Origin of the sequence: Burkholderia sp. SRS-25, from assembly GCF_004343765.1 — a bacterium.
Classification (GTDB): domain Bacteria; phylum Pseudomonadota; class Gammaproteobacteria; order Burkholderiales; family Burkholderiaceae; genus Burkholderia; species Burkholderia contaminans.
Genome location: NZ_PTXM01000010.1, coordinates 21,132 through 40,562, shown reverse-complemented (window position 1 = coordinate 40,562; position 19,431 = coordinate 21,132). Strand labels below are relative to the sequence as shown.

Sequence of the window (19,431 nt, the reverse complement as noted above, 5' to 3'; positions counted from 1 at the left end):
TTGTTTTCCTCAGAACAGTTGGTCGCCCGACATCATCAGGTGCTCGACGACCGGGCCGAGCGCGAGCGCCGGCAGGAACGTGAGGCCACCGACGACCAGGATCACGAAGACCAGCAGGCCGGCGAACAGGCCCGTCGACGTCGACAGCGTGCCCGCGCTTTCCGGCACGCGCTTCTTCGCGGCGAGGCTGCCCGCGACCGCGAGCATCGGCAGCAGCGTCAGGTAACGGCCGATCAGCATCGCGAAGCCGATCGTCGTGTTGAAGAACGGCGTGTTCGCGTTCAGGCCCGCGAACGCGGAGCCGTTGTTGGCCGTGCCCGACGTATATGCGTACAGCACTTCGCTGAAGCCGTGCGGGCCGAGGTTCGCGAGGCTGTCCATCGTCGAATGCAGCATCGCCGCCACCGCGGTGAAGCCGAGGATGCTGAACGGATGCGCGAGCACCGCAAGCATCACGAGCTTCATCTCGCGCGCCTCGATCTTCTTGCCGAGGAATTCCGGCGTGCGCCCGATCATCATCCCGACCAGGAACACCGTGAGGATCGCGAACGTGAACAGGTTGATCAGCCCGACGCCGTCGCCGCCGAACACGTTGTTCAGCATCATCTGCGCGATCGGCACGAGCCCGCCGAGCGGCGTCAGCGAGTCATGCATCGCATCGACCGACCCGGTGGTCGCGGCCGTCGTGACGGTGGCGAACAGGCTCGTCTGCGCGATGCCGAAGCGCATCTCCTTGCCTTCCATGTTGCCGCCCGGCTGCGTGGCGCTCGGTTGCTGGTCGACGCCGAGCCCGGTCACGAGCGGATTGCCGTGCTGCTCGGCCGAATAGATCACGGCCAGGAAGCCGACGAACATCACGACGAACGCACCGAGGATCACCCAGCCCTGGCGGCGCCGGCCGATCATCGTGCCGAGCGCATAGGTCAGCGCGGACGGAATCAGCAGCATCGACAGCATGTGCAGCGTGTTGGTGAGCGGCGTCGGGTTCTCGAACGGATGCGCGGCGTTCATGCTGAAGAAGCCGCCACCGTTCGTGCCGATGTGCTTGATCGATTCGAGGCTGGCCACGGGCCCCATCACGATCTGCTGGCGCGCGCCTTCGAGCGTGGTCGCCCATGCGTCGGACGCGAGCGTCTGCGGCATGCCCTGCCACACGTACACGAGCGCCATCGCGAAGCTGAGCGGCAGCAGCACGCGATAGGTCACGCGCGTGAAGTCGACCCAGTAGTTGCCGATGTCCGCCGCGCTCTTGCGGCTCAGCCCGCGGATGAAGCCGCCCGCAGCCGCGACGCCGGTCGCCGCGCTGGCCACCATCAGGAACGTGATGACGGCCATCTGCGAGAAGTTCGACAGGCTGCTCTCGCCCGCATACGCCTGCCAGTTCGTGTTCGTGACGAACGACGCAGCGGTGTTGAACGCGAGGTCGGGGCTTTGCGACGCGCGCTGCAGCGCATCGAACGGCAGCGTGTCCTGGATGCGCAGCAGCAGGTAGCCGAGCAGCATCATCCCGGCATTGCTGAGCAGCAGCACCATTCCGTAGCGCTGCCACGACATCGCTTCGTCGGGGTTCACGCCGAGCAGTGCATAGGTACGGCGTTCGACCCACGCGTGGCGCGGGCTCGTAAAGGCGTGCGCGAGCCATTTCCCGACGACGGGCACCAGCGCCAGCATGATCGCGAGAACGATCGCGAATTGAATGAGATTGTTGAACATGTCGACGCTCGCTCAGATCCGGTCAAGGCCGGTGATGAAACCCGCCGTCAAGGCAAAGAACGCGAGCGTGAACAGAATGAAAAGCAGATCGCTCATGACATCCACCGATATTTTCGAATTCCTGTTGAATCGCGCCGATCAATACCGCTCGGGTTTGATCAACGCATGAAACAGATAGATAAAGAGCGCGAGCGACAACGCGCCGGTGATCCACAACATGGCTTTCCCCTTTTCTCTGTATGCGCGGCAACGCCGCGCGATCGTCGGCGCATCGGGCCTTGCCGTGTCGGCGCGGGCCCGTGTGACGCCCCCATGCTCAATTGGCGAATGGGATGCGACAGTGTAGAAATCCGCGTATCAAAGCGGTGTTCAATTTCTCTACGCGGAGTAAAAAATCTGTAAAGACGAAAGCCGGCGGCGATGGCGTTTTTATGCGTTCTTTTCAGGGCCAATACGAGTCTATACACCGTATCTTCACCGCCATTCCTAGAATGGGCGACATGTCCAAGACGAGATCTCCGCGGTGCGGAGCACGATGCGACCCGGGGATGCCAGCATGAAACCGACCAGAACCGAATCCGCCGCTTCACGCGATCTCCCGCCCGTTCGTGCACGGCGCCGGCACCCTGCCGACGAGCTCGTGCTGCTGTCGATCCGCGTCGAATCGGACAACCTCGCCGTCGTGCGGCGCCTGCTGCACCAGGCGGTCGGCGCCGCGCTCAATTTCTACACGGCCGCGATCGACAACCGCACCGGGCGCGCATGTATCGAGCTCGAAGTCGCACGGTCACAGGCATCGCCGGCGATCCTGTCGATCCTCCGCCTGCTGCCGGCCGCCGAATTCGGCACGATCCGCCTGCTGCAGCACTAGCCGGCATCCGATGCGGCCGCGCGTGACACGTGTCACGCGCCCGCTCCCCTTTCATCGATTCGAACGCGCGTCTCCGGTGCGAACGCGTGCGGTTCGTCATGAGCCGCGCCCGTTCGCCACCGGTGCGCGCGTCGGATCGTCGTTCCCGTCGCCACGGGCCTTTCCAGGAAGCACTCACGATGAAAAAAGCAGTCGCCGGTACCCTCTCCCTCGCATTCCTCAGCGCCGCCGCGCATGCGCAAAGCAGCGTCACGCTCTACGGGATGCTCGATGCGGGTATCGCCTATACGAACAACCAGTCGGGTAAAAGCGCATGGCAGCAAGGCAGCGGCCTGCTGTCGAATACGGTCTTCGGCCTGAGCGGCAACGAGGATCTCGGCGGCGGCCTGCATGCGCTGTTCCGTCTCGAGAACGGCTTCAACCTGAACAACGGCACGCAGTCCTACAAGAACACGATGTTCGGCCGCCGTGCGTACGTCGGCCTGCAGAGCGACGCGTACGGCGCGCTGACGCTCGGCCGCCAGTACGATGCCGTGGTCGATTATCTCGGCCCGCTCGCGATGGCGAACAACGGCGACGGCAACAACCTCGCGTCGCATCCGTTCGACAACGACAACATCGACGATTCGTTCTACATCGACAACGCGGTGAAATACACGAGCCCGACGCTTGCCGGCTGGCAGTTCGGCGGCCTGTACGGGTTCAGCAACGCGGCCGGCGGCTTCGCGAACAACCGCGCGTACAGCGCGGGCGTGTCGTATGCGAACGGGCCGGTCAGCCTCGGCGCCGCGTACCTGCAGCTCAACCGCGGCGGGCTGACGGCCGGCGGTGCGCTGTCGACCAACGACGGCCCGAACTTCCCGGCCGTGCGCCAGCGGGTGATGGGCGCGGGCGGCAGCTACGCGTTCGACCGGCTGACGGTCGGCGCGCTGTGGACGCATTCGATGTTCGACGAAACGGCCGCGTCGTCGCTGCCCGGCGCGCTGAATGCGCTGCGCTTCGACAACTTCGAGCTCAATGCGCGCTATGCGCTGACGCCTGCCGTCTCGTTCGCGGGCGCCTATACGTTCACCAACGGCCGCTACGACGACGCAACCGGCAGCCAGCGGCCAAAATGGCATCAGGTGACGCTGATGGCCGACTACGCGCTGAGCAAGCGCACCGACGTGTACGCGGAAACCGTCTACCAGCACCAGTTCGGCGTGCCGGCGGGTGCGACGCTCGGCTTTGCGAACGTCACGGGGCTCGCGGCCTCGTCGACCAACACGCAGGTGGTCGCAACGGTCGGCATCCGGCATCGGTTCTGACCGCGCGCCAGCCGCAAAAGGCCGGCCGCTCTGTGCAATCCCGCATGGACGCGCGCCGGCCGAACAGGGATCATTCGGGGAATCCGGGCCCGCGCGCCTGCGAAACCGGTACACTCGGCGCCGGGCGCGCGCCGGATCGGCATTCGGCGGCGGGCCGCTGCCGACTCTGGAATCGTGATCCCATGACCACACCGATCTATCAGGAAATCAAGGACTTCATCCTCGCGCGCATTCATGCCGGCGAATGGGCGGAAGGCGACCAGGTGCCGTCGGAGAACGAGCTCGCGCGCGAATTCAACGTCGCGCGGATGACCGTCAACCGCGCGCTGCGCGAGCTGACCGCCGAGCAGGTGCTCACGCGCACGCGCGGCTCCGGCACGTACGTCGCATCGCCGAAGTACGAATCGACGCTCGTCGCGATCCGCAGCATCTCGGACGAAGTCGCCGCGCGCGGCCACGACTATCGTGCGCAGGTGCTGCAGGTGGGCGCGGCCGTCGCCGATGCGAAACTCGCCGACGAGTTGCAGATCGACACGGGCAGCCCGATCTTCCATTCACGCGTGCTGCACTTCGAGAACGACACGCCCGTGCAGCTCGAGGAACGCTGGGTCAATCCGGCCTGCGCGCCCGAGTATGCGTTGCAGGACTTCACGACGACGACGCCGAACCAGTACCTGACGCGCGTCGCGCCGCTGCAGCGCGTCGAATACCGGATCGAGGCCGCGATGCCCGACACCGAAACGCGCCGCCATCTGACGATGGAAGACCGCGAGCCGTGCCTGTTGCTGCATCGGCGCACGTGGTCGCAGGGGATGGTCGCGTCGGTCGCCAATCTGTGGCACCCGGGCAGCCGTTACCGGTTCACCGGGCATTTCTGACGTGGATGCGCGGGCTTACCGCGCGCCCCGTCGCCCCCATCGCTCGATCGCGCTGATGGCCCGCTTCAACCCTTCCTCTTGTGCGAGACGCGCACCGAGTTCGATCGCGCGCGCCTGCGTTTCGCCCCGTTCGGCAAAGGCGATGGCCCGTGCAAGTGCAGCGGCGGCCACGCGTCGCCCCGCCACCGGCGCATCCGCGACGCCAAGCCGTTGCAGCCGGTCCGCCCAGAAGAACTGATCGCCCGCAAACGGCACGACGACCGACGGAATGCCGGCCCGCGCAGCCGAATGCGTGGTGCCCGATCCGCCGTGATGGATCGCCATCGATACGCGCGGGAACAGCCAGTCATGCGGCGTATCGCCGATCACGTGAACGTTCTTCGGCAACATCGACGCATCGATACCGCTCCAGCCCGGATAGAACAACGCGCGCCGGCCGGCGAGCGCGTGAGTGAGCGCGGCGACCATCGCGGCACGGTCGAAGCCGGCCATGCTGCCGAAGCCGATGTAGACGGGCCGCTCGCCCGCTTCGAGAAACGCCTGGAGTTCGGACGGTGGCGCCCAGGCGCTCGCATCGATCCGCCACTGGCCGCATGCCTGGACATTCGACGGCCAGTCGCCCGGGTCGGACAGCAGCGCCGGCGACACGCCGTACAGCATCGGATGATCGGTCCACACATGCTTGCGCGGCGGCAACCCGCACACGCTCGAGCGCGCCGCATTCGTCGCTTTCTTGAACGCCTGCCACAACAGCGCGTTCACGAACCGGTGGCTCGTACGGTTCAGCCAGCGCGGCACCTTCCCCGGCGGCAGGAACGGCGACGCGAATGCCGCAGTGGGCGTGATCGGGATCATGCCGGCGCCGATCGCCGGCACGCCGCGATACTCGGCGGCCGACAAGCCGACGAACGACGCGAGCCCCGACACGAGGATCGCGTCGCTGCCTTCCGACGCATCCGCGATTTCGCGCATCCATGCTGCCGTGTTCGCATTGGCAATCGCCGCGAGCGCCTTCGACGTGTCGTTGAAGCCGCCGCGCCCGCGCACCGCATCGGCCAATGCGCCATCCGGCGCAATTGCCCGGCGGATATCGCCGGACAACGACGCCGACGGTACGCCAAGCATCGCGGCCGACCCGAGCGTCGCCGCATCGGCCAGCAGCCGGACATCGTGGCCGGCATCGATCAGCGCACGGCCAAGCGCAGCGAGCGGGCGCGTGTCGCCTTCGGTGCCGTAGGTGGCAATGACGAGTTTCATGCGTGACTCCTCGTGCCCGACGGCAATGGGTGGATTCAAAAAAATGCACGTCGTATACTAATGTAACTCGTACACTTTCAGTCAATCCCCCGCCATGACGACGCCGACCGACGATCCGGGCCGCCGCGCACGCAAACGTATCCAGATGCTCTCGCATCTCGCCGCCACCGGTGCACGCCTGTTCGACGCGCACGGCTATGAAGCCGTCACGATGGAACAGATCGCCGCGCAGGCCGATGTCGCGAAACGCACGCTGTACAACCACTTTGCAACGAAGGAAGCTGTGCTCGCGCACTGGCTGGAGGGTGAACTCGCACGCGATCTCGCGCATCTGCAGCATGACGTCGCGCGGCGCAAGACCTTCGCATCACGCATCGGTTGCGTGCTCGATGCGTCGGCTGCGTGGTGCGAGCAACATCCCGCTTACCTGCTCGCGTATTTGCGCCATCGCTTCCTGAGCATCGGCGCGGTCGAACCGACTAGCGGTGGAGAGAACGGCAGCGATATCGCGCTCGTGTGGCAGCAACTGATCGCGGCCGGGCAGCAATCCGGCGAACTGAACGGCACGCTGCGGGCCGACCAGCTCGCCACGTGGTTCCATCACCTGTATCTCGCGGCGATGCTGCGCTGGCTGACCGTGCCGGGGTTATCGCTGAAACGGGAGTTCCAGGCGGTGGCGAAGCTGTTCGTAGAAGGCGCTCAAGCGAGAAGCTGAGCGGCGCCGGCAAGCGATGGCCGGTGGCCGGCCGGGCGCTCGCCGGGTACAAGCGCCCGGGCGCGACCGCAAGGAGCGAGCGCCACTGAGGCGGCCGGCGCCGCGCATCCGGCGAATACGGTGCGATAGAGGCATCGCGCGGCGCAGATGCATTTTTACGACGAACGCACGCACCGCATGCCAAATTTCCCGCGCAGCAGTATGCTGATGTCGTACGGCTGCGCACGACGCTTCGGGTTATCCCTTCGTTTGCACGTTGTCGCGCCGCCGTCGCGACCGCAATCATGCGTTGCAAGGAGGGATTCGTGATGGCCACCACGCATCAGCATTTCCACCTCGAACTACGGCACGCCACCGCGCCGACCTATTTCATCAGCTATCTGTTTCCCGCGTTGCTGTTCGTATACGAACTGCTGCGCGTCGGCCAATGGATCCGCGATCACGGGATGCAATTCGCCGCGTTCAAGCAGATGGGTTACGAGTATTTGCTGATGCTGCTGTTCGTCGGACTGCAGATCGTCGTCGAGGCGATCTTCCTGCTCGGCGCCGCGATGCGTCGCGACAATCGCGACTTCGAGCACCGGCTGCCGAACGTGATTCTCGGCATCGGTCTCTCGATCGCGCTGCTGGCGATCGATCTCGCGATCCAGCTTTCGTTCTGACGGCCGGCGGGCGTCCGCCCGCTGGCGATGGCGAGCGCGCTCAGGCGCGCGCGTCGCGCAGCAACGTCGCGACGGCGGCCAGCACGTCGCCGGTTCGCTCGCGGTGCGGCATGTGCCCGCACTGGCCGAGCAACAGATACGACGACGGCCCCGCGACGCGCGCGGCGATCCGTTTCGGATGCACGTCGGACCCATATTCGTCGTCTTCGCCGTGAATCGCGAGCGTCGCGCATTGCACGCGCGGCAAGTCGTCGTCGAGATTCCAGTCGCGAAAGGCCGGCGACAGCCACGTGTCGACCCACGCGCGCAGCACCCATTCGGCCTTGTCGCCGTGATAGCGCGCGAGCCGGTCGAGCTGGCCCGGTTCGTCGAACTGCTGCCCCGCGTCGCGGATGCCGGCCAGCGTGCGATCCTCGACGAACGCCTGCGCGGCGATCGTCACGAGCGCGCGGCAACGCGCCGGATGCGCGGCTGCACACCCGACCGCCATCCCGCCGCCGACGCTGTGCCCGAGCGCGACGAACGCGTCGACATCGAGTTGTTCGAGCAGTGCCGCGAACGCATGATCGGCCTCGTCGCGCACGAACGTCGTGCCGAGTGCCCCCGGATGGCGATCGGAACGGCCGAAGCCGAGGCGATCGTAGGCGATCACGTCGCGCTGCGTGGCGCGCGCGAGTTGCGCGGGGAAGTCGCGCCACAGATCGACGCAGCCGAGCGAATCGTGCAGCAGCACGATCGGTGCGACCGGCTCAGGTGCGGCCGGCTCAGGTGCATTCGCCTTCGACGCCCCCGCCGCGTGTTGCGCCGAGCCGCCACGCCAGCGTTTCGCGAAGAGGCGCCCTTGCGGCGTCTCGACGGTGGTCTCCTCGATCGGGATATCGGTCATGTGTGTGTCGTCTGCATGAAAGCGGCCGCCCCTCGGCGGCCGTACCGGATCCTGCGATGGTGGCCCGCGCCCGCACACAGCGTCAAGCAAGCCCCCACCGCCCGCGCGTTCATTCGGGCTGCGGCGGCAGATACTCCATCTGCGCCTCGTCGTACAGCCGGTAGATCAGCGCCTGCATCGCGCGAAGATCCTCCGATTCGTCGAGCATCCGCATGCTCATGATGATCGGCGACACGAGGTTCGGATCGTCGAGCGGCTTGTAGCTGATGTCGTCGCGCTTCAGCCCGTACACGCTGTGCGGCACGACCGACACGCCCTCGCCCATCGCGACGAGGCCGAGCGCGATCTGCAGTTCGCGCGTCTCGTAGATCTTGCGCGGCTGCAACGCGCGATCGTGAAAGGCCGCGAGCACCTGGTCCGCATAGCTCGGGCGCGGCGCCTTCGGAAAGATGATCAGCGTGTCGTTCACGAGATCGTGCAGCGACAGCACGGGCTTCGCGCTGTCGAGCGGATGGCCGACCGGCAGCGCGACGATCATCCGCTCCTCGCGCAGCACGACGCGCCGCACGCTCGGATCCTCGTGGCGGATGCGCCCGAACCCGACGTCGATGCGCCCTTCCTTCAGCGCCTTGATCTGGTCCATCGTCGACATCTCGTGCAGGCTCAGTTCGACCGCCGGATACTCGCTGCGAAAGCGCCGGATGATCTTCGGCAGCATCCCGTACAGCGTCGAGCCGACGAAGCCGACCGACATGCTGCGCTCGATCTTGCCGACCCGCTTCGTCATCGATTCGAGCTCGGTCGTCTGCGCGAGCAGCTGCACCGCGTGCGAATAGAAGAAGCGGCCGGCATCGGTCAGCTTCAATGGCCGGGCATTGCGCTCGAACAGCGGCACGCCGAGCGCTTCCTCGAGCTGCTGGATCTGCCGGCTCAGCGGCGGCTGCGCGATATGCAGCCGCTCGGCCGCCCGCGTGAAATTCCGCTCCTCGGCAACCGCGACGAAGTAGCGGAGGTGTCTCAACTCCATGTTCGAATCCTCCCGGGCAGGCGACGGATGTTCATTCGGCACCGCGCACCGCGCACCGCGCGGGCGCCGGTCGTCCACACCGGCCCTGTCGGCCACCTGCTTCCCGATCCCGTCACGATACCTCAGCCGGCATCGATCCCGGCGCGAACCGCATTGCGCTCGCAGCGGCGGCCGGCGCCGCGCAAAGCAAAACGGGAAGCGGCAACGCTTCCCGTTCGTTCACCGATACCGCGCCGCGGCACCGTGTGGGCCGAGCATCACCCCTCGGTCGCGTAGAGCGCGTCGCGCTGCGCGTCGCTCAGCGAGTCGAGCGGCACGTCCGGCAATTGGTAGCAGATCATCGTGCCGTACAGCTCGGCGAGGCAATTGCTGCCGGCGTCGAGCACGTAGCCGTCCTCGCCGTCCGGCGCCGGCGGGTACACTTCGCGCCACGCGTTGATCGCGGCTTCGAGTCGCACGATGGAAACGGGTCCGGCCTTCCGCTCGGCGGGTGATGCGCTCATGGATTCCTCTCGGTTGCGCGCTCCGCGGGCCGTGTCGGCCCGGATGGAACGATGAAAACGTCGGGCATCGCGCCGGCCGCCGCATGTCGCGCGCGCCGGATGCCGATCCGCGCTGCGCGCCTCGCGCCGGCCGGGCCATGGCCCGGTAGGGTCGGGCAATATAACCGGCTTTGACCCCGTGCAGGCGAAAGCCGGGCAAAAAAAACGGGAAGCGCGAGGCTTCCCGTTGCGTCGTACGTCACGCGGCCACGCGCCGCGCCCGCGTCAGCCCGCGGTTTCTCGGTTCGACACCGGCTGGCGCTGCGCGCCGCGGCTCGCGGCGATCCACGGCGCGATCTCCATGTCTTCGTAGCGCACGAAGCGGCTCTTCTTCAGGAACCGGAAGCCGAGCCACACGACGAGGAACAGCGGAATGCCGACATAGGTCGCGGCCACGCCCGCCCAGTCGATCCGGTTCGCGAGGAATGCCTGATAGTCCTGGCCGAGCGCGATCACGAGGCACAGCACGAACGCGAACAGCGGGCCGAACGGGAACCACTTCGACTGGTACGGCAACTGGTCGAGCGCGTAGCCCTGCTTCACGTAGCCCTTGCGGAACCGGTAGTGGCTGACCGCGATGCCGAGCCACGCGATGAAGCCCGTCATCCCGGACGTGTTCAGCAGCCACAGATACACGGTCTTGTCGCCGTACAGCGACGTGAAGAAGCACAAGGCGCCGACGGCCGTCGTCGCGTACAGCGCGTTGCGCGGCACGCCGCCGCGCGACAGCTTCGCGAAGATCTTCGGCGCACGGCCTTCGGTCGCGAGGTTGTAGAGCATCCGCGTGGACGCGTACATGCCCGAGTTGCCGGCCGACAGCACGGCCGTCAGGATCACCGCGTTCATCACGCCGGCCGCGAACGCGAGGCCCGCGTGGCGGAACACGAGCGTGAACGGGCTCACGCCGATGTCGGTCACGTCCGTTTTCAGCAGGTTCGGGTCGGTATAGGGAATCAGCACGCCGATCACGAAGATCGCGAACACGTAGAACAGCAGGATCCGCCAGAACACCTGGCGCACCGCGCGCGGGATCGTCGTGCGCGGGTTTTCCGATTCGCCGGCCGCGACGCCGATCAACTCGGTGCCCTGGAACGAGAAGCCGGCGATCATCGCGACGCCCATCAACGCCGGCACGCCGCCCGCGAACGGCGCGTCGCCGATCGTCAGGTTGCCCCAGCCGTTGCTCGGCGCGCCCTTCAGAATGCCGAAGATCATCAGCAGGCCCACGCCGATGAATGCAACCACGGTGACGACCTTGATCAGCGCGAACCAGTATTCGGCTTCACCGAAGCCGCGCACGGTCAGCGCGTTGAGCAGGAACATCACGCCGAGGAACGCCGCGCTCCACCACACGCCCGGCACGTTCGGGAACCAGTAATGCATCACGAGTTGCGCGGCGACCAGCTCCACCGCGATCGTCACGGCCCAGTTGTACCAGTAGTTCCAGCCGAGCGCGAAGCCGAAGCCTTCGTCCACGTATTTCGCGCCATAGGTCGCGAACGAGCCGGACACCGGCATGAACGCGGCCATTTCGCCGAGGCTCGTCATCAGGAAGTAGACCATCAGGCCGATCGCCATGTATGCGACCATCGCGCCGCCGGGGCCGGCCTGCGAGATCGACGCGCCGGACGCGACGAACAGGCCCGTGCCGATCGAGCCGCCGATGGCGATCATCGTCAGGTGGCGCGCCTTCAGCGCGCGATGAAGCTTGGGTGGGTTCGCTGGCGAACCGGATGGGTCGGATTTCGGAAGTGCGGACATAAACGAGACAAACGTTGAGCGGGCCGGCATCCGTAGCCGGCGCATGCGGAATCGGAGCGCGGTGCGCGTCCTGCGATGCATTCGATGCGGCCCCGATACGCGTTGCGCGGTGGGCGCCTGCGGCGAAGCGCGGATTCTACCTGATTCGTCACGGGGGCCGCTCAGGTGGCACGGCCCGCCGCCGCCGCGGAGATTTCGCAGAATCAAGGGGTTGGCCGCGTCGAACCGGACCGTCGTCACAGGCCGACTTAAAAACCCCGCAACACGAATGGTTATCCGGTTCTCTGATCCGCCCGCTATTTCGCGCCTGCCCCGCCGCGATCCACCCGGCACCGCGCCGGCATTCATAATCGCCGGGTAATCACCGGATTATTCAGACAATACAATCGATATCGCGGATTGATTCAAATCAAATCATCCGCACGTAAAGCGGTAACGATGCGTAATAATTTAGAATCTCGGTATCCGCATGCATGTTTTGCATGCACACGCGAATGTCCGGAATTCGCGAGATAATGCGGCCCGATTCAGAATAAACAGCGGAAGGAATCGCCGACGACGCGAAAATTCGCCGCCCGCCACCTATCGAGGATGAAGTCATTCACGCTGCCCGCCGCGCTTCGCCGCCATACCGCGTCGATCGTGGCACGCATTCTGTCGCCCCGCGGCGTACTCGTGGCGGGGATCGTGCTGTTGATGTTCAGCTGGGGGCTTTCCACGTCGCTTTTGATCGAGGCGCGGCGCGATGGATATGACCATGCGGTAGAAAATGCACGCAACCTGATGCTGCTGATCGAACGCGACATCGCGCGCAATATCGAACTCTACGATTTGTCGCTGCAAAACGTCGTCGACGGCATGGCCGACCCGGAACTGACGACCTTGCCACCGCGCCAGCGCCATCGGCTGCTGTTCGACCGCGCGGCAACCGGCGAGTATCTCGGTTCGATCTTCGTGATGGATGCGCACGGCAATATCGTGATCGATTCGAGCGCGTCGCCCGCCCGGGAGGGCAACTTCGCCGACCGCGACTACTTCGCCGTGCATCGCGACGGGCTCGCGCAGGGCCTCTACATTAGCCGGCCGTATGCGTCCCGGCTGCGGGGCGGCGCCCTGACGATCGCGCTCAGCCGCCGGATCAACCGGCCCGACGGCACGTTCGCCGGCATCGTCGTCGGCACGCTCAGCATCGACTACTTCCGCGCGCTGCTCGACGGCCTCGCGGTCGGCAAGCACGGCAGCGCGGCGATCGTCGAGGACAATGGCACACTCGTGTCGCGCCTGCCGTACGATGCGCGCGTGGTCGGCCTCGACCTGCACAACTCGCCGCTGTTCATCGAATCGCAGCGCGCCCTCGACGGCGCGCTGACCGGCGCCGGCGCGATCGACGGTGTCCGGCGCATCTATGTTTACAAGCATCTCGCCGGCCTGCCGCTGGTCGTCGACGTCGCGCCCGCCGAGATCGACATCTACGCGTCGTGGCACCACCGCGCGATCTGGACCGTCGTGCTGATGTGCCTGTTCACCGGGTTCATCGCGTGGGGGTCGCTGGCGCTGTCGCGCGAGCTGAAGCGCCGGCAGGTCGCCGAATCGAAGCTGTACCGGCTCGCGCACACCGATGCGCTGACGGGCCTCGACAACCGCGGCACGTTCGACACGGTGCTCGCGAAGGAGACGCAGCGTGCGTCGCGCAGCGGCCGCCCGCTGTCGGTGCTGTTCGTCGACGTGGATCACTTCAAGGCGTTCAACGATTACTACGGCCACCCGGCCGGCGACGACGTGCTCCGGCGCGTCGCGCAAACCGCATCGCAATGCCTGCGGCGCGACAGCGATCACGTCGCGCGCTACGGCGGCGAGGAATTCGTCGTCACGCTGCCCGACACCGATGCGCAAGGCGCGTTGACCGTCGCCGAGAGCATCCGGCGCGCGATCGCGGCGCTCGACATCGAGCACGTGCAAAGCCCGTACGGGCGTGTCACGGCGAGCATCGGCGCGGCGACCGCCACCGACGGCCGCGTGAACGCCGCGACACTGCTGCGGCGGGCCGACGAGGCGCTGTACCGCGCGAAGTCCGGCGGCCGCAACCGCGTGCTGGAAGCGCACCCGAGCGCCGCCGGCGCATGACATCGCCGTTGACGTGACGTGCAGCTGCGTGGCGGCCGGCCGGGCCGGATGACCGCGCCGTGGACAGCCCTCCCGTGTTCGGCTAGCGTTACACCTGCTGCGCACGCGGCGCGGCGCCGGCCCGCGCAGGCCGCCGTGCGCGTTCCGGCCACTCCAGCTCCACCATGACCACCCCACTCCCTACCCGGCTTCCGCCACTCCTGCGCAACGCGCTCCGCCCGCTACTCGACCCGTATCGTCGCTACCGGCACGCGAAGCTGATCCATGCGGCGCGCGTCTCGCTCGCGATTCTCGTGTCGATCGCGCTGTCCACCGGCCTGAACGTGCCGCACGGCGAGTGGTCGACGATCACCGTGCTGATCGTCGTCGGCGGGTTGCAGCACCACGGCAACATCCGCAAGAAGGCGGCCGAGCGCGCGCTCGGCACGTCGATCGGCGCGCTCGCCGGGCTCGGGCTGATCCTCCTCTACTCGTTCCTGCACGCGCCGTTCGCGATCTACCTGCTGATGGCCATTGGGTGCGGTATCTGCGCGTATCACGCGATCGGCAAGGCCGGCTACATCGCGCTGTTGTCGGCGATCACGATGGTGATCGTCGCCGGGCACGGCGACAACGAGATCGTCGACGGCCTGTGGCGCGCGGTGAACGTGCTGGTCGGCATCGCGATCGCGCTGGCGTTCTCGTTCGCGTTGCCGCTCTACGCGACCTATTCGTGGCGCTACAAGCTCGCCGACGCGCTGCGCGCGTGCGCGGCCGTGCACGCCCGGCTCGCGGGCGATCGCCAGGTCAGTGACGACGCGCACCTGAAGGAAATGGCCGCGCTGAGCGCGCTGCTCGTGCAGCTGCGCTCGCTGATGCCGTCGGTGTCGAAGGAATGCGATATCCCGGTCACGCAGCTCGAGGCGATCCAGCGCGGCCTGCGCCTGTGCATCGGTTATCTGGAGATCCTGTCGAGCGCGGTGCCGGCCCGCGACGACCTGGCCGCCCGCGAATACATGCGGATCGACATGAAGGCGGTGAACCGGCGCATCCGCGACACGCTGGTCGGCGCGAGCCGCGCGCTCAAGTTCGGCACGCCGAGCCGGCTCTCGCCGCGCCGCCAGCCGGTCGACCCGCCACATGACGCGCCGCCGCCGCAGTTGTCTGGCTACGTGTCGATCACGGCCAAGCTGGCCGGGGAAGTGGATCAGTTGCGCGAGAAACTGCTCGACACCGCGCAGTCGTGGAACATCTGACGGTCGCGGGAATCCGGGTTTCGCGCACAAAACTTTCATATAGCTTTCATCGCAGCACATCGACATTCTGACGGCGGGCCGCCCCGCCCCTCAGTCGATCCGGCCCCGGAAACATGGCTCGCGGCCGCGCACGTCGGCGCCCTCTTTTACTGCGATTTCGCGCCGGCCGGCGGGGTGTTCTCCACCCGGTTAACCGCCCGCCAGGCCCGCCGCAACAGGCCCGACGACGGTTCCGCGCAAAATTCACCCCTTGCCCCAACCTCCCGGACAGCCGATACTCGCATATTCCGCGAAATACGATCCCACCGGCTTCAATCCACGGTAATTCCTATGAGCACGATTCTCGAAAGCCTCCCGACCGGCCAGAAGGTCGGTATCGCCTTCTCCGGCGGCCTGGACACCAGCGCTGCACTGCACTGGATGAAACTCAAGGGCGCCGTCCCGTACGCATATACGGCGAACCTCGGCCAGCCCGACGAAGACGATTACGACGCGATCCCGAAACGCGCGATCGAATACGGCGCAGCCGGCGCCCGCCTGATCGACTGCCGCGCGCAGCTCGTCGCCGAAGGCATCGCTGCGCTGCAAAGCGGCGCGTTCCACATCACGACGGCCGGCGTCACGTACTTCAACACCACGCCGATCGGCCGTGCCGTGACGGGCACGATGCTCGTCGCCGCGATGAAGGAAGACGGCGTCAACATCTGGGGCGACGGCAGCACGTACAAGGGCAACGACATCGAGCGCTTCTACCGCTACGGCCTGCTCGTGAACCCGGATCTGAAGATCTACAAGCCGTGGCTCGACCAGACGTTCATCGACGAGCTCGGCGGCCGTGCCGAAATGTCCGAATTCATGAACCAGGCCGGTTTCGCGTACAAGATGTCGGCCGAGAAGGCCTATTCGACCGATTCGAACCTGCTCGGCGCGACGCACGAAGCGAAGGATCTGGAAAGCCTCGAAAGCGGCATCAAGATCGTGAACCCGATCATGGGCGTCGCGTTCTGGCGCGACGACGTGAAGATCGCCGCCGAAGAAGTGACGGTGCGCTTCGAAGCCGGCCAGCCGGTCGCGCTGAACGGCGTCGAGTTCAAGGATCAGGTCGAGCTGCTGCTGGAAGCGAACCGCATCGGCGGCCGTCACGGCCTCGGCATGAGCGACCAGATCGAAAACCGCATCATCGAAGCGAAGAGCCGCGGCATCTACGAAGCCCCGGGCCTCGCGCTGCTGTACATCGCGTACGAGCGTCTCGTCACCGGCATCCACAACGAAGACACGATCGAGCAGTACCGCGAGAACGGCCGCCGCCTCGGCCGCCTGCTGTACCAGGGCCGCTGGTTCGACCCGCAGGCGATCATGCTGCGCGAAACCGCGCAACGCTGGGTCGCACGCGCGATCACCGGCGAAGTGAAGATCGAACTGCGCCGCGGCAACGACTACTCGATCCTGAGCACGAAGTCGCCGAACCTCACGTACCAGCCGGAACGCCTGTCGATGGAGAAGGTGGCATCGACGTTCTCGCCGCGCGACCGGATCGGCCAGCTGACGATGCGCAACCTCGACATCACCGATACGCGCGACAAGCTGCGCGTGTATTCGCAAGTCGGGCTGCTGACGCCGGGTGAAGCGTCGGCGCTGCCGCAAATCAAGGGCGATAGCGACAAGTAAGTCAGTCGCTTTCGCGAGCGGCCGGGCGGCGTGACAACCGCCCGGCCGCATGCAGTACTTCCCTTCCCGCTTTTTCTCTCAAGCACTGCCGGATTCGGAACGCGTATCGCGACGATCCTGCAGGCGCGTCAAGGTTATTTCGATGCCGTGGCCGTCGCGGTCGCGGTGGCCGCAGTCGTCGTCAATGCCGTCGAAGCAGCAGCATTGGTCGGCGCCGGCGTACGTGCCAGATCCTGACCGATCATGTCCGCGACCGACTTCTCGCACGACTTGATCCCCTCCACCGACTTGTCGAAATTCTTCTCGAGATTGCTGAAGCTGCCGTACGTGTAAGCGAAATCGCTGTCGATGTGCACGCTGTTCGCCTTGATGTCGTAGCCGCACGCGAACGTCTTGTAATAGATGTCCTGCTTCGTCTTCGCGTCGACAATGCGCGCGCGGATGACGACCCACGGGATGTAGTCGGGCTGGTTGGGCGGCGAGATATAGCCGAACGACGTGAACCACACGTTCATGATCGCATCCGCGTCGGTCTGGATCGCGGAGTAGTCGTCCGACTTGCCGTCATCGGCAAGCTTCACCTTCTGGCCGTCCAGCTTCACGACCTGATAGCCGTTGCCGGTGAGGCGGCCCGTGACGCCGTCCGCGATGTCCGGTGCGAACACGATCTTGCTGGCCGCCACGTGATCCGTGTACGTGCTCGTATGGCTCGCGTTGACGGCCGCTTGCGCGAGCGCGCCGATCAGGCCGAACCCGCCCGCCGCGCCGCCGAGATTGAGGACCGCGACACGCTTCGGCTCGGTGACGTCGAGCATCGCGATCGAATGCAGCTTCTGACGCGCCTCGGGTTTCATGTCGGTATTCGGCAACGTGGTGCAGCCGGACAGCAGCGTCACGAGCAGGCCGCAACCGACCAGGATGGCTTTGGAGGAGTTCTTCATTGGATCAGGGCTTTCGTTGTTGACGGAACGTGTTCATCGGGCCGCCGCCCGCGGCGCGGCGCGTCGCCGCGCCGCGGGCAGTGCGGCCGTGCGTTTATTGTTTGATCACCTGACCGTACGCGATGAAGCTGTAATCAGCCGCGCGCAGCACGTAGAGGATCGAGCGCTTGAAGCCGTTGGTTCCCGTGATCGGCACGAACATGATCGCGGCGCTGCCCGACAGCGGAACGCCGGCCGGCAGCTTGCAGCCCGTCGATGCGGAGGCCGTCACCGTCATGTCGTACATGTTCTGGTTCGAGCCGGGCGTGGAAAGCAGCAGCGAGCCGCTCAGGTTGCAACCGCTCAGCGTGCCGGTCAGCGTACCGCCCGATGCAATCGCGAACGATGCGTTGGTCGTCGCCCAGGTGCCCACCACGCTGTCCTGCGTGACGGCAAGTGCGTTCGCGGCGTTGTAGGTCCACGTGAAATTCGACGCCGTACCGTTGCGGCTGATCGTGCCGGACAACGTCTGCTGCGGGCTGTATGCGCCCGAACCCGAATCGATCTTCGTAACGATGCCGCTCGTTCCTGCGAAGTTGATACCCGGCGCGAGCGACCACGTCGAACCGTTGACGGTCAGGGTCGTGAAATCGTCGGACATCACGAATGATCCGAGCAGATTGAGCGTGCTCAGGTTGTTGCGCGGGTCGACCAAGGCGATCGTCGAGTAGCCGAGGCTGCCGGATGCCGACCAGATCCCGACCGGGCCGGTTGCCGTTGCGGCCGTCGAACCGGGTTGCGGGGTCGTCAGGCTGGGCAGTGCCTCGCCGACCGTCACCGGCTGCGACGATGCGACGGGTGCGCTTGCGGGGGCAGCCGCGAGCGGCGTGGACGCGACGGTCGGTGCGCTGGCTGCGTTATTGGCGCCGCCGGTGTTGGCGGGCGTGCCGCTGCTTGCGTTCGACGAGCCGTCGCCGCCGCCGCAACCCGCGACGACGAATACCGAGATCGCGGCTGCCGCGAGCAGATAAAGGGAATGCTTGTTCAATTCAATCCTCGATTTTTTTGGTGCGTTTTTTTAGTGGTCCAGATTCGAATCGCGTTACTTTTCCGGTGTGTTGCGGGGGCCTCCTCGAGCGATGTTGGATGCGTGGTGTGATGTGTCGGGGACGAGCGATGTAGGTGCCGCCGGTTGCCGGTTATTCGGCGCGGCGGGTACGAGCGTAGAGGTGGGGTCGTGCGGGGACGCGCACGCAGCGGTGAAAACCGCATGCAGCAGCAGGCATGCCGCGGCAAGGCAAAAAGCGCAGCGCGCGCCAGCCCCCGGTGCCTGCGCGCCCAATCGAATCGGTGCATCCCATCTTCTGATACTGCGCACGGCTTCGCCGGCCGGGCGCCCCCTCGGTTATCTGGTCGTGTGGTTTGGTTCTACGGCTCTGGTAATACTTTTTTGAGCTACCGAGGAAGGGTAACGGCGGCGGTGGGGATTTCTTTAGGGAGTTTTGTCGAGGGAATTTTCCAGGGGCTTTGTTCGGGGAGCCCCCTTCCCGCCCGGACGCAGGGCCAAGCGATGTGGTTAATCCGCGTGAACCCGCACGAACCGAGCACTCTCACGAATGCATCGTGAAGGGCCCCTCAAAGTCGGCTCGGCCCCGCTGATATTGAAGCGCGCGAAGCACTGGTTCGAATCGTTGGCGGAAGCCAAGCGTGAGATCGAGGCTTGGCGCCGCGACTATAGTGATATGCGACCTCACATGGCGCTCAAGGAGTTAACGCCTGGTAAATTCGCCCGGCGCTGCCCAAGAAATCCAAGCGGTTCAAATTCTCCAACCTAAGCGTGACATCGCGTCGGGTCATGTAGGGAC

17 protein-coding genes and 1 pseudogene are annotated in these 19,431 nt (G+C 65.9%); 10 read left to right on the top strand and 8 right to left on the bottom strand.

From position 1 onward, the window contains the following. Window positions 1-9: 9 nt before the first annotated feature. A complete protein-coding gene (gene kdpA, locus C5O79_RS15210) occupies window positions 10-1,713 on the bottom strand; it encodes a potassium-transporting ATPase subunit KdpA (protein ID WP_122475108.1) in 1,704 nt (567 codons plus the stop codon). Between kdpA and C5O79_RS38560 the strand changes: the two genes are divergently transcribed. From C5O79_RS38560 to hutC, 4 genes are all read left to right on the top strand, one after another. Continuing rightward, the gene (locus C5O79_RS38560) at window positions 1,693-2,115 is read left to right on the top strand and encodes a hypothetical protein (protein WP_236862374.1); all 423 of its coding nucleotides are present in this window, start codon (window positions 1,693-1,695) and stop codon (window positions 2,113-2,115) included. The genes kdpA and C5O79_RS38560 overlap by 21 nt on opposite strands. 154 nt (window positions 2,116-2,269) lie before the next feature. Continuing rightward, the gene (locus C5O79_RS15200) at window positions 2,270-2,584 is read left to right on the top strand and encodes a hypothetical protein (protein WP_081421184.1); all 315 of its coding nucleotides are present in this window, start codon (window positions 2,270-2,272) and stop codon (window positions 2,582-2,584) included. Window positions 2,585-2,763: 179 nt separating this feature from the next. Beyond that, window positions 2,764-3,891, top strand: a complete 1,128-nt coding sequence (locus tag C5O79_RS15195) for a porin (RefSeq protein WP_122475106.1) — start codon at window positions 2,764-2,766, stop codon at window positions 3,889-3,891. Window positions 3,892-4,073: 182 nt separating this feature from the next. Further along, window positions 4,074-4,769, top strand: coding sequence for a histidine utilization repressor (gene hutC, locus C5O79_RS15190; RefSeq protein ID WP_047851697.1), 696 nt, complete (start codon window positions 4,074-4,076; stop codon window positions 4,767-4,769). Window positions 4,770-4,784: 15 nt separating this feature from the next. Here hutC and C5O79_RS15185 read toward each other — a convergent pair whose 3' ends face one another. Continuing rightward, the gene (locus C5O79_RS15185) at window positions 4,785-6,026 is read right to left on the bottom strand and encodes a glycosyltransferase (RefSeq protein WP_122475103.1); all 1,242 of its coding nucleotides are present in this window, start codon (window positions 6,024-6,026) and stop codon (window positions 4,785-4,787) included. 94 nt (window positions 6,027-6,120) lie between these two features. On the opposite strand from C5O79_RS15185, the gene C5O79_RS15180 reads away from it, so the two are divergent. Both C5O79_RS15180 and C5O79_RS15175 read left to right on the top strand, forming a co-directional pair. Next, complete coding sequence (locus tag C5O79_RS15180) at window positions 6,121-6,741, top strand: TetR/AcrR family transcriptional regulator (RefSeq protein WP_122475101.1); 621 nt, start codon at window positions 6,121-6,123, stop codon at window positions 6,739-6,741. A 308-nt stretch (window positions 6,742-7,049) separates the two neighbouring features. Further along, the gene (locus tag C5O79_RS15175; protein ID WP_039349247.1) at window positions 7,050-7,403 is read left to right on the top strand and encodes a hypothetical protein; all 354 of its coding nucleotides are present in this window, start codon (window positions 7,050-7,052) and stop codon (window positions 7,401-7,403) included. A 40-nt stretch (window positions 7,404-7,443) separates the two neighbouring features. Here C5O79_RS15175 and C5O79_RS15170 read toward each other — a convergent pair whose 3' ends face one another. The 4 genes from C5O79_RS15170 to C5O79_RS15155 form a co-directional block, all read right to left on the bottom strand. Next, a complete protein-coding gene (locus C5O79_RS15170) occupies window positions 7,444-8,289 on the bottom strand; it encodes an alpha/beta hydrolase (RefSeq protein ID WP_131931445.1) in 846 nt (281 codons plus the stop codon). A 109-nt stretch (window positions 8,290-8,398) separates the two neighbouring features. Continuing rightward, on the bottom strand, window positions 8,399-9,316 hold the full coding sequence (locus C5O79_RS15165; protein WP_011355987.1) for a LysR family transcriptional regulator: 918 nt from the start codon (window positions 9,314-9,316) through the stop codon (window positions 8,399-8,401). Between the two features lie 257 nt (window positions 9,317-9,573). Then, window positions 9,574-9,819, bottom strand: a complete 246-nt coding sequence (locus C5O79_RS15160) for a DUF3717 domain-containing protein (RefSeq protein ID WP_131931443.1) — start codon at window positions 9,817-9,819, stop codon at window positions 9,574-9,576. 264 nt (window positions 9,820-10,083) lie between these two features. Continuing rightward, on the bottom strand, window positions 10,084-11,619 hold the full coding sequence (locus C5O79_RS15155) for an amino acid permease (protein WP_131931441.1): 1,536 nt from the start codon (window positions 11,617-11,619) through the stop codon (window positions 10,084-10,086). Between the two features lie 591 nt (window positions 11,620-12,210). Here C5O79_RS15155 and C5O79_RS15150 point away from each other — a divergent pair. The 3 genes from C5O79_RS15150 to argG all read left to right on the top strand — a co-directional run bounded on the left by C5O79_RS15150 (window position 12,211) and on the right by argG (window position 16,646). Continuing rightward, window positions 12,211-13,743 carry a sensor domain-containing diguanylate cyclase gene (locus C5O79_RS15150; RefSeq protein ID WP_131931439.1) on the top strand — a complete coding sequence of 511 codons (1,533 nt, stop codon included), beginning with the start codon at window positions 12,211-12,213 and terminating at the stop codon, window positions 13,741-13,743. A gap of 164 nt (window positions 13,744-13,907) precedes the next feature. Further along, window positions 13,908-14,978 carry an FUSC family protein gene (locus C5O79_RS15145; protein ID WP_131931437.1) on the top strand — a complete coding sequence of 357 codons (1,071 nt, stop codon included), beginning with the start codon at window positions 13,908-13,910 and terminating at the stop codon, window positions 14,976-14,978. A 330-nt stretch (window positions 14,979-15,308) separates the two neighbouring features. After that, window positions 15,309-16,646, top strand: coding sequence for an argininosuccinate synthase (gene argG, locus C5O79_RS15140; RefSeq protein ID WP_050018060.1), 1,338 nt, complete (start codon window positions 15,309-15,311; stop codon window positions 16,644-16,646). A gap of 134 nt (window positions 16,647-16,780) precedes the next feature. Here the strand turns inward: argG and C5O79_RS15135 are convergent, their stop codons facing one another. Further along, window positions 16,781-17,587: a hypothetical protein gene (locus tag C5O79_RS15135; protein ID WP_131931435.1), complete on the bottom strand. Its 807-nt coding sequence runs from the start codon at window positions 17,585-17,587 to the stop codon at window positions 16,781-16,783. Between the two features lie 94 nt (window positions 17,588-17,681). Further along, complete coding sequence (locus tag C5O79_RS15130; protein ID WP_240687912.1) at window positions 17,682-18,614, bottom strand: hypothetical protein; 933 nt, start codon at window positions 18,612-18,614, stop codon at window positions 17,682-17,684. 628 nt (window positions 18,615-19,242) lie between these two features. Here C5O79_RS15130 and C5O79_RS15125 point away from each other — a divergent pair. Next, window positions 19,243-19,401 (top strand): annotated as a pseudogene (locus C5O79_RS15125) (integrase core domain-containing protein); the annotation flags it as partial. Window positions 19,402-19,431 lie beyond the last annotated feature (30 nt).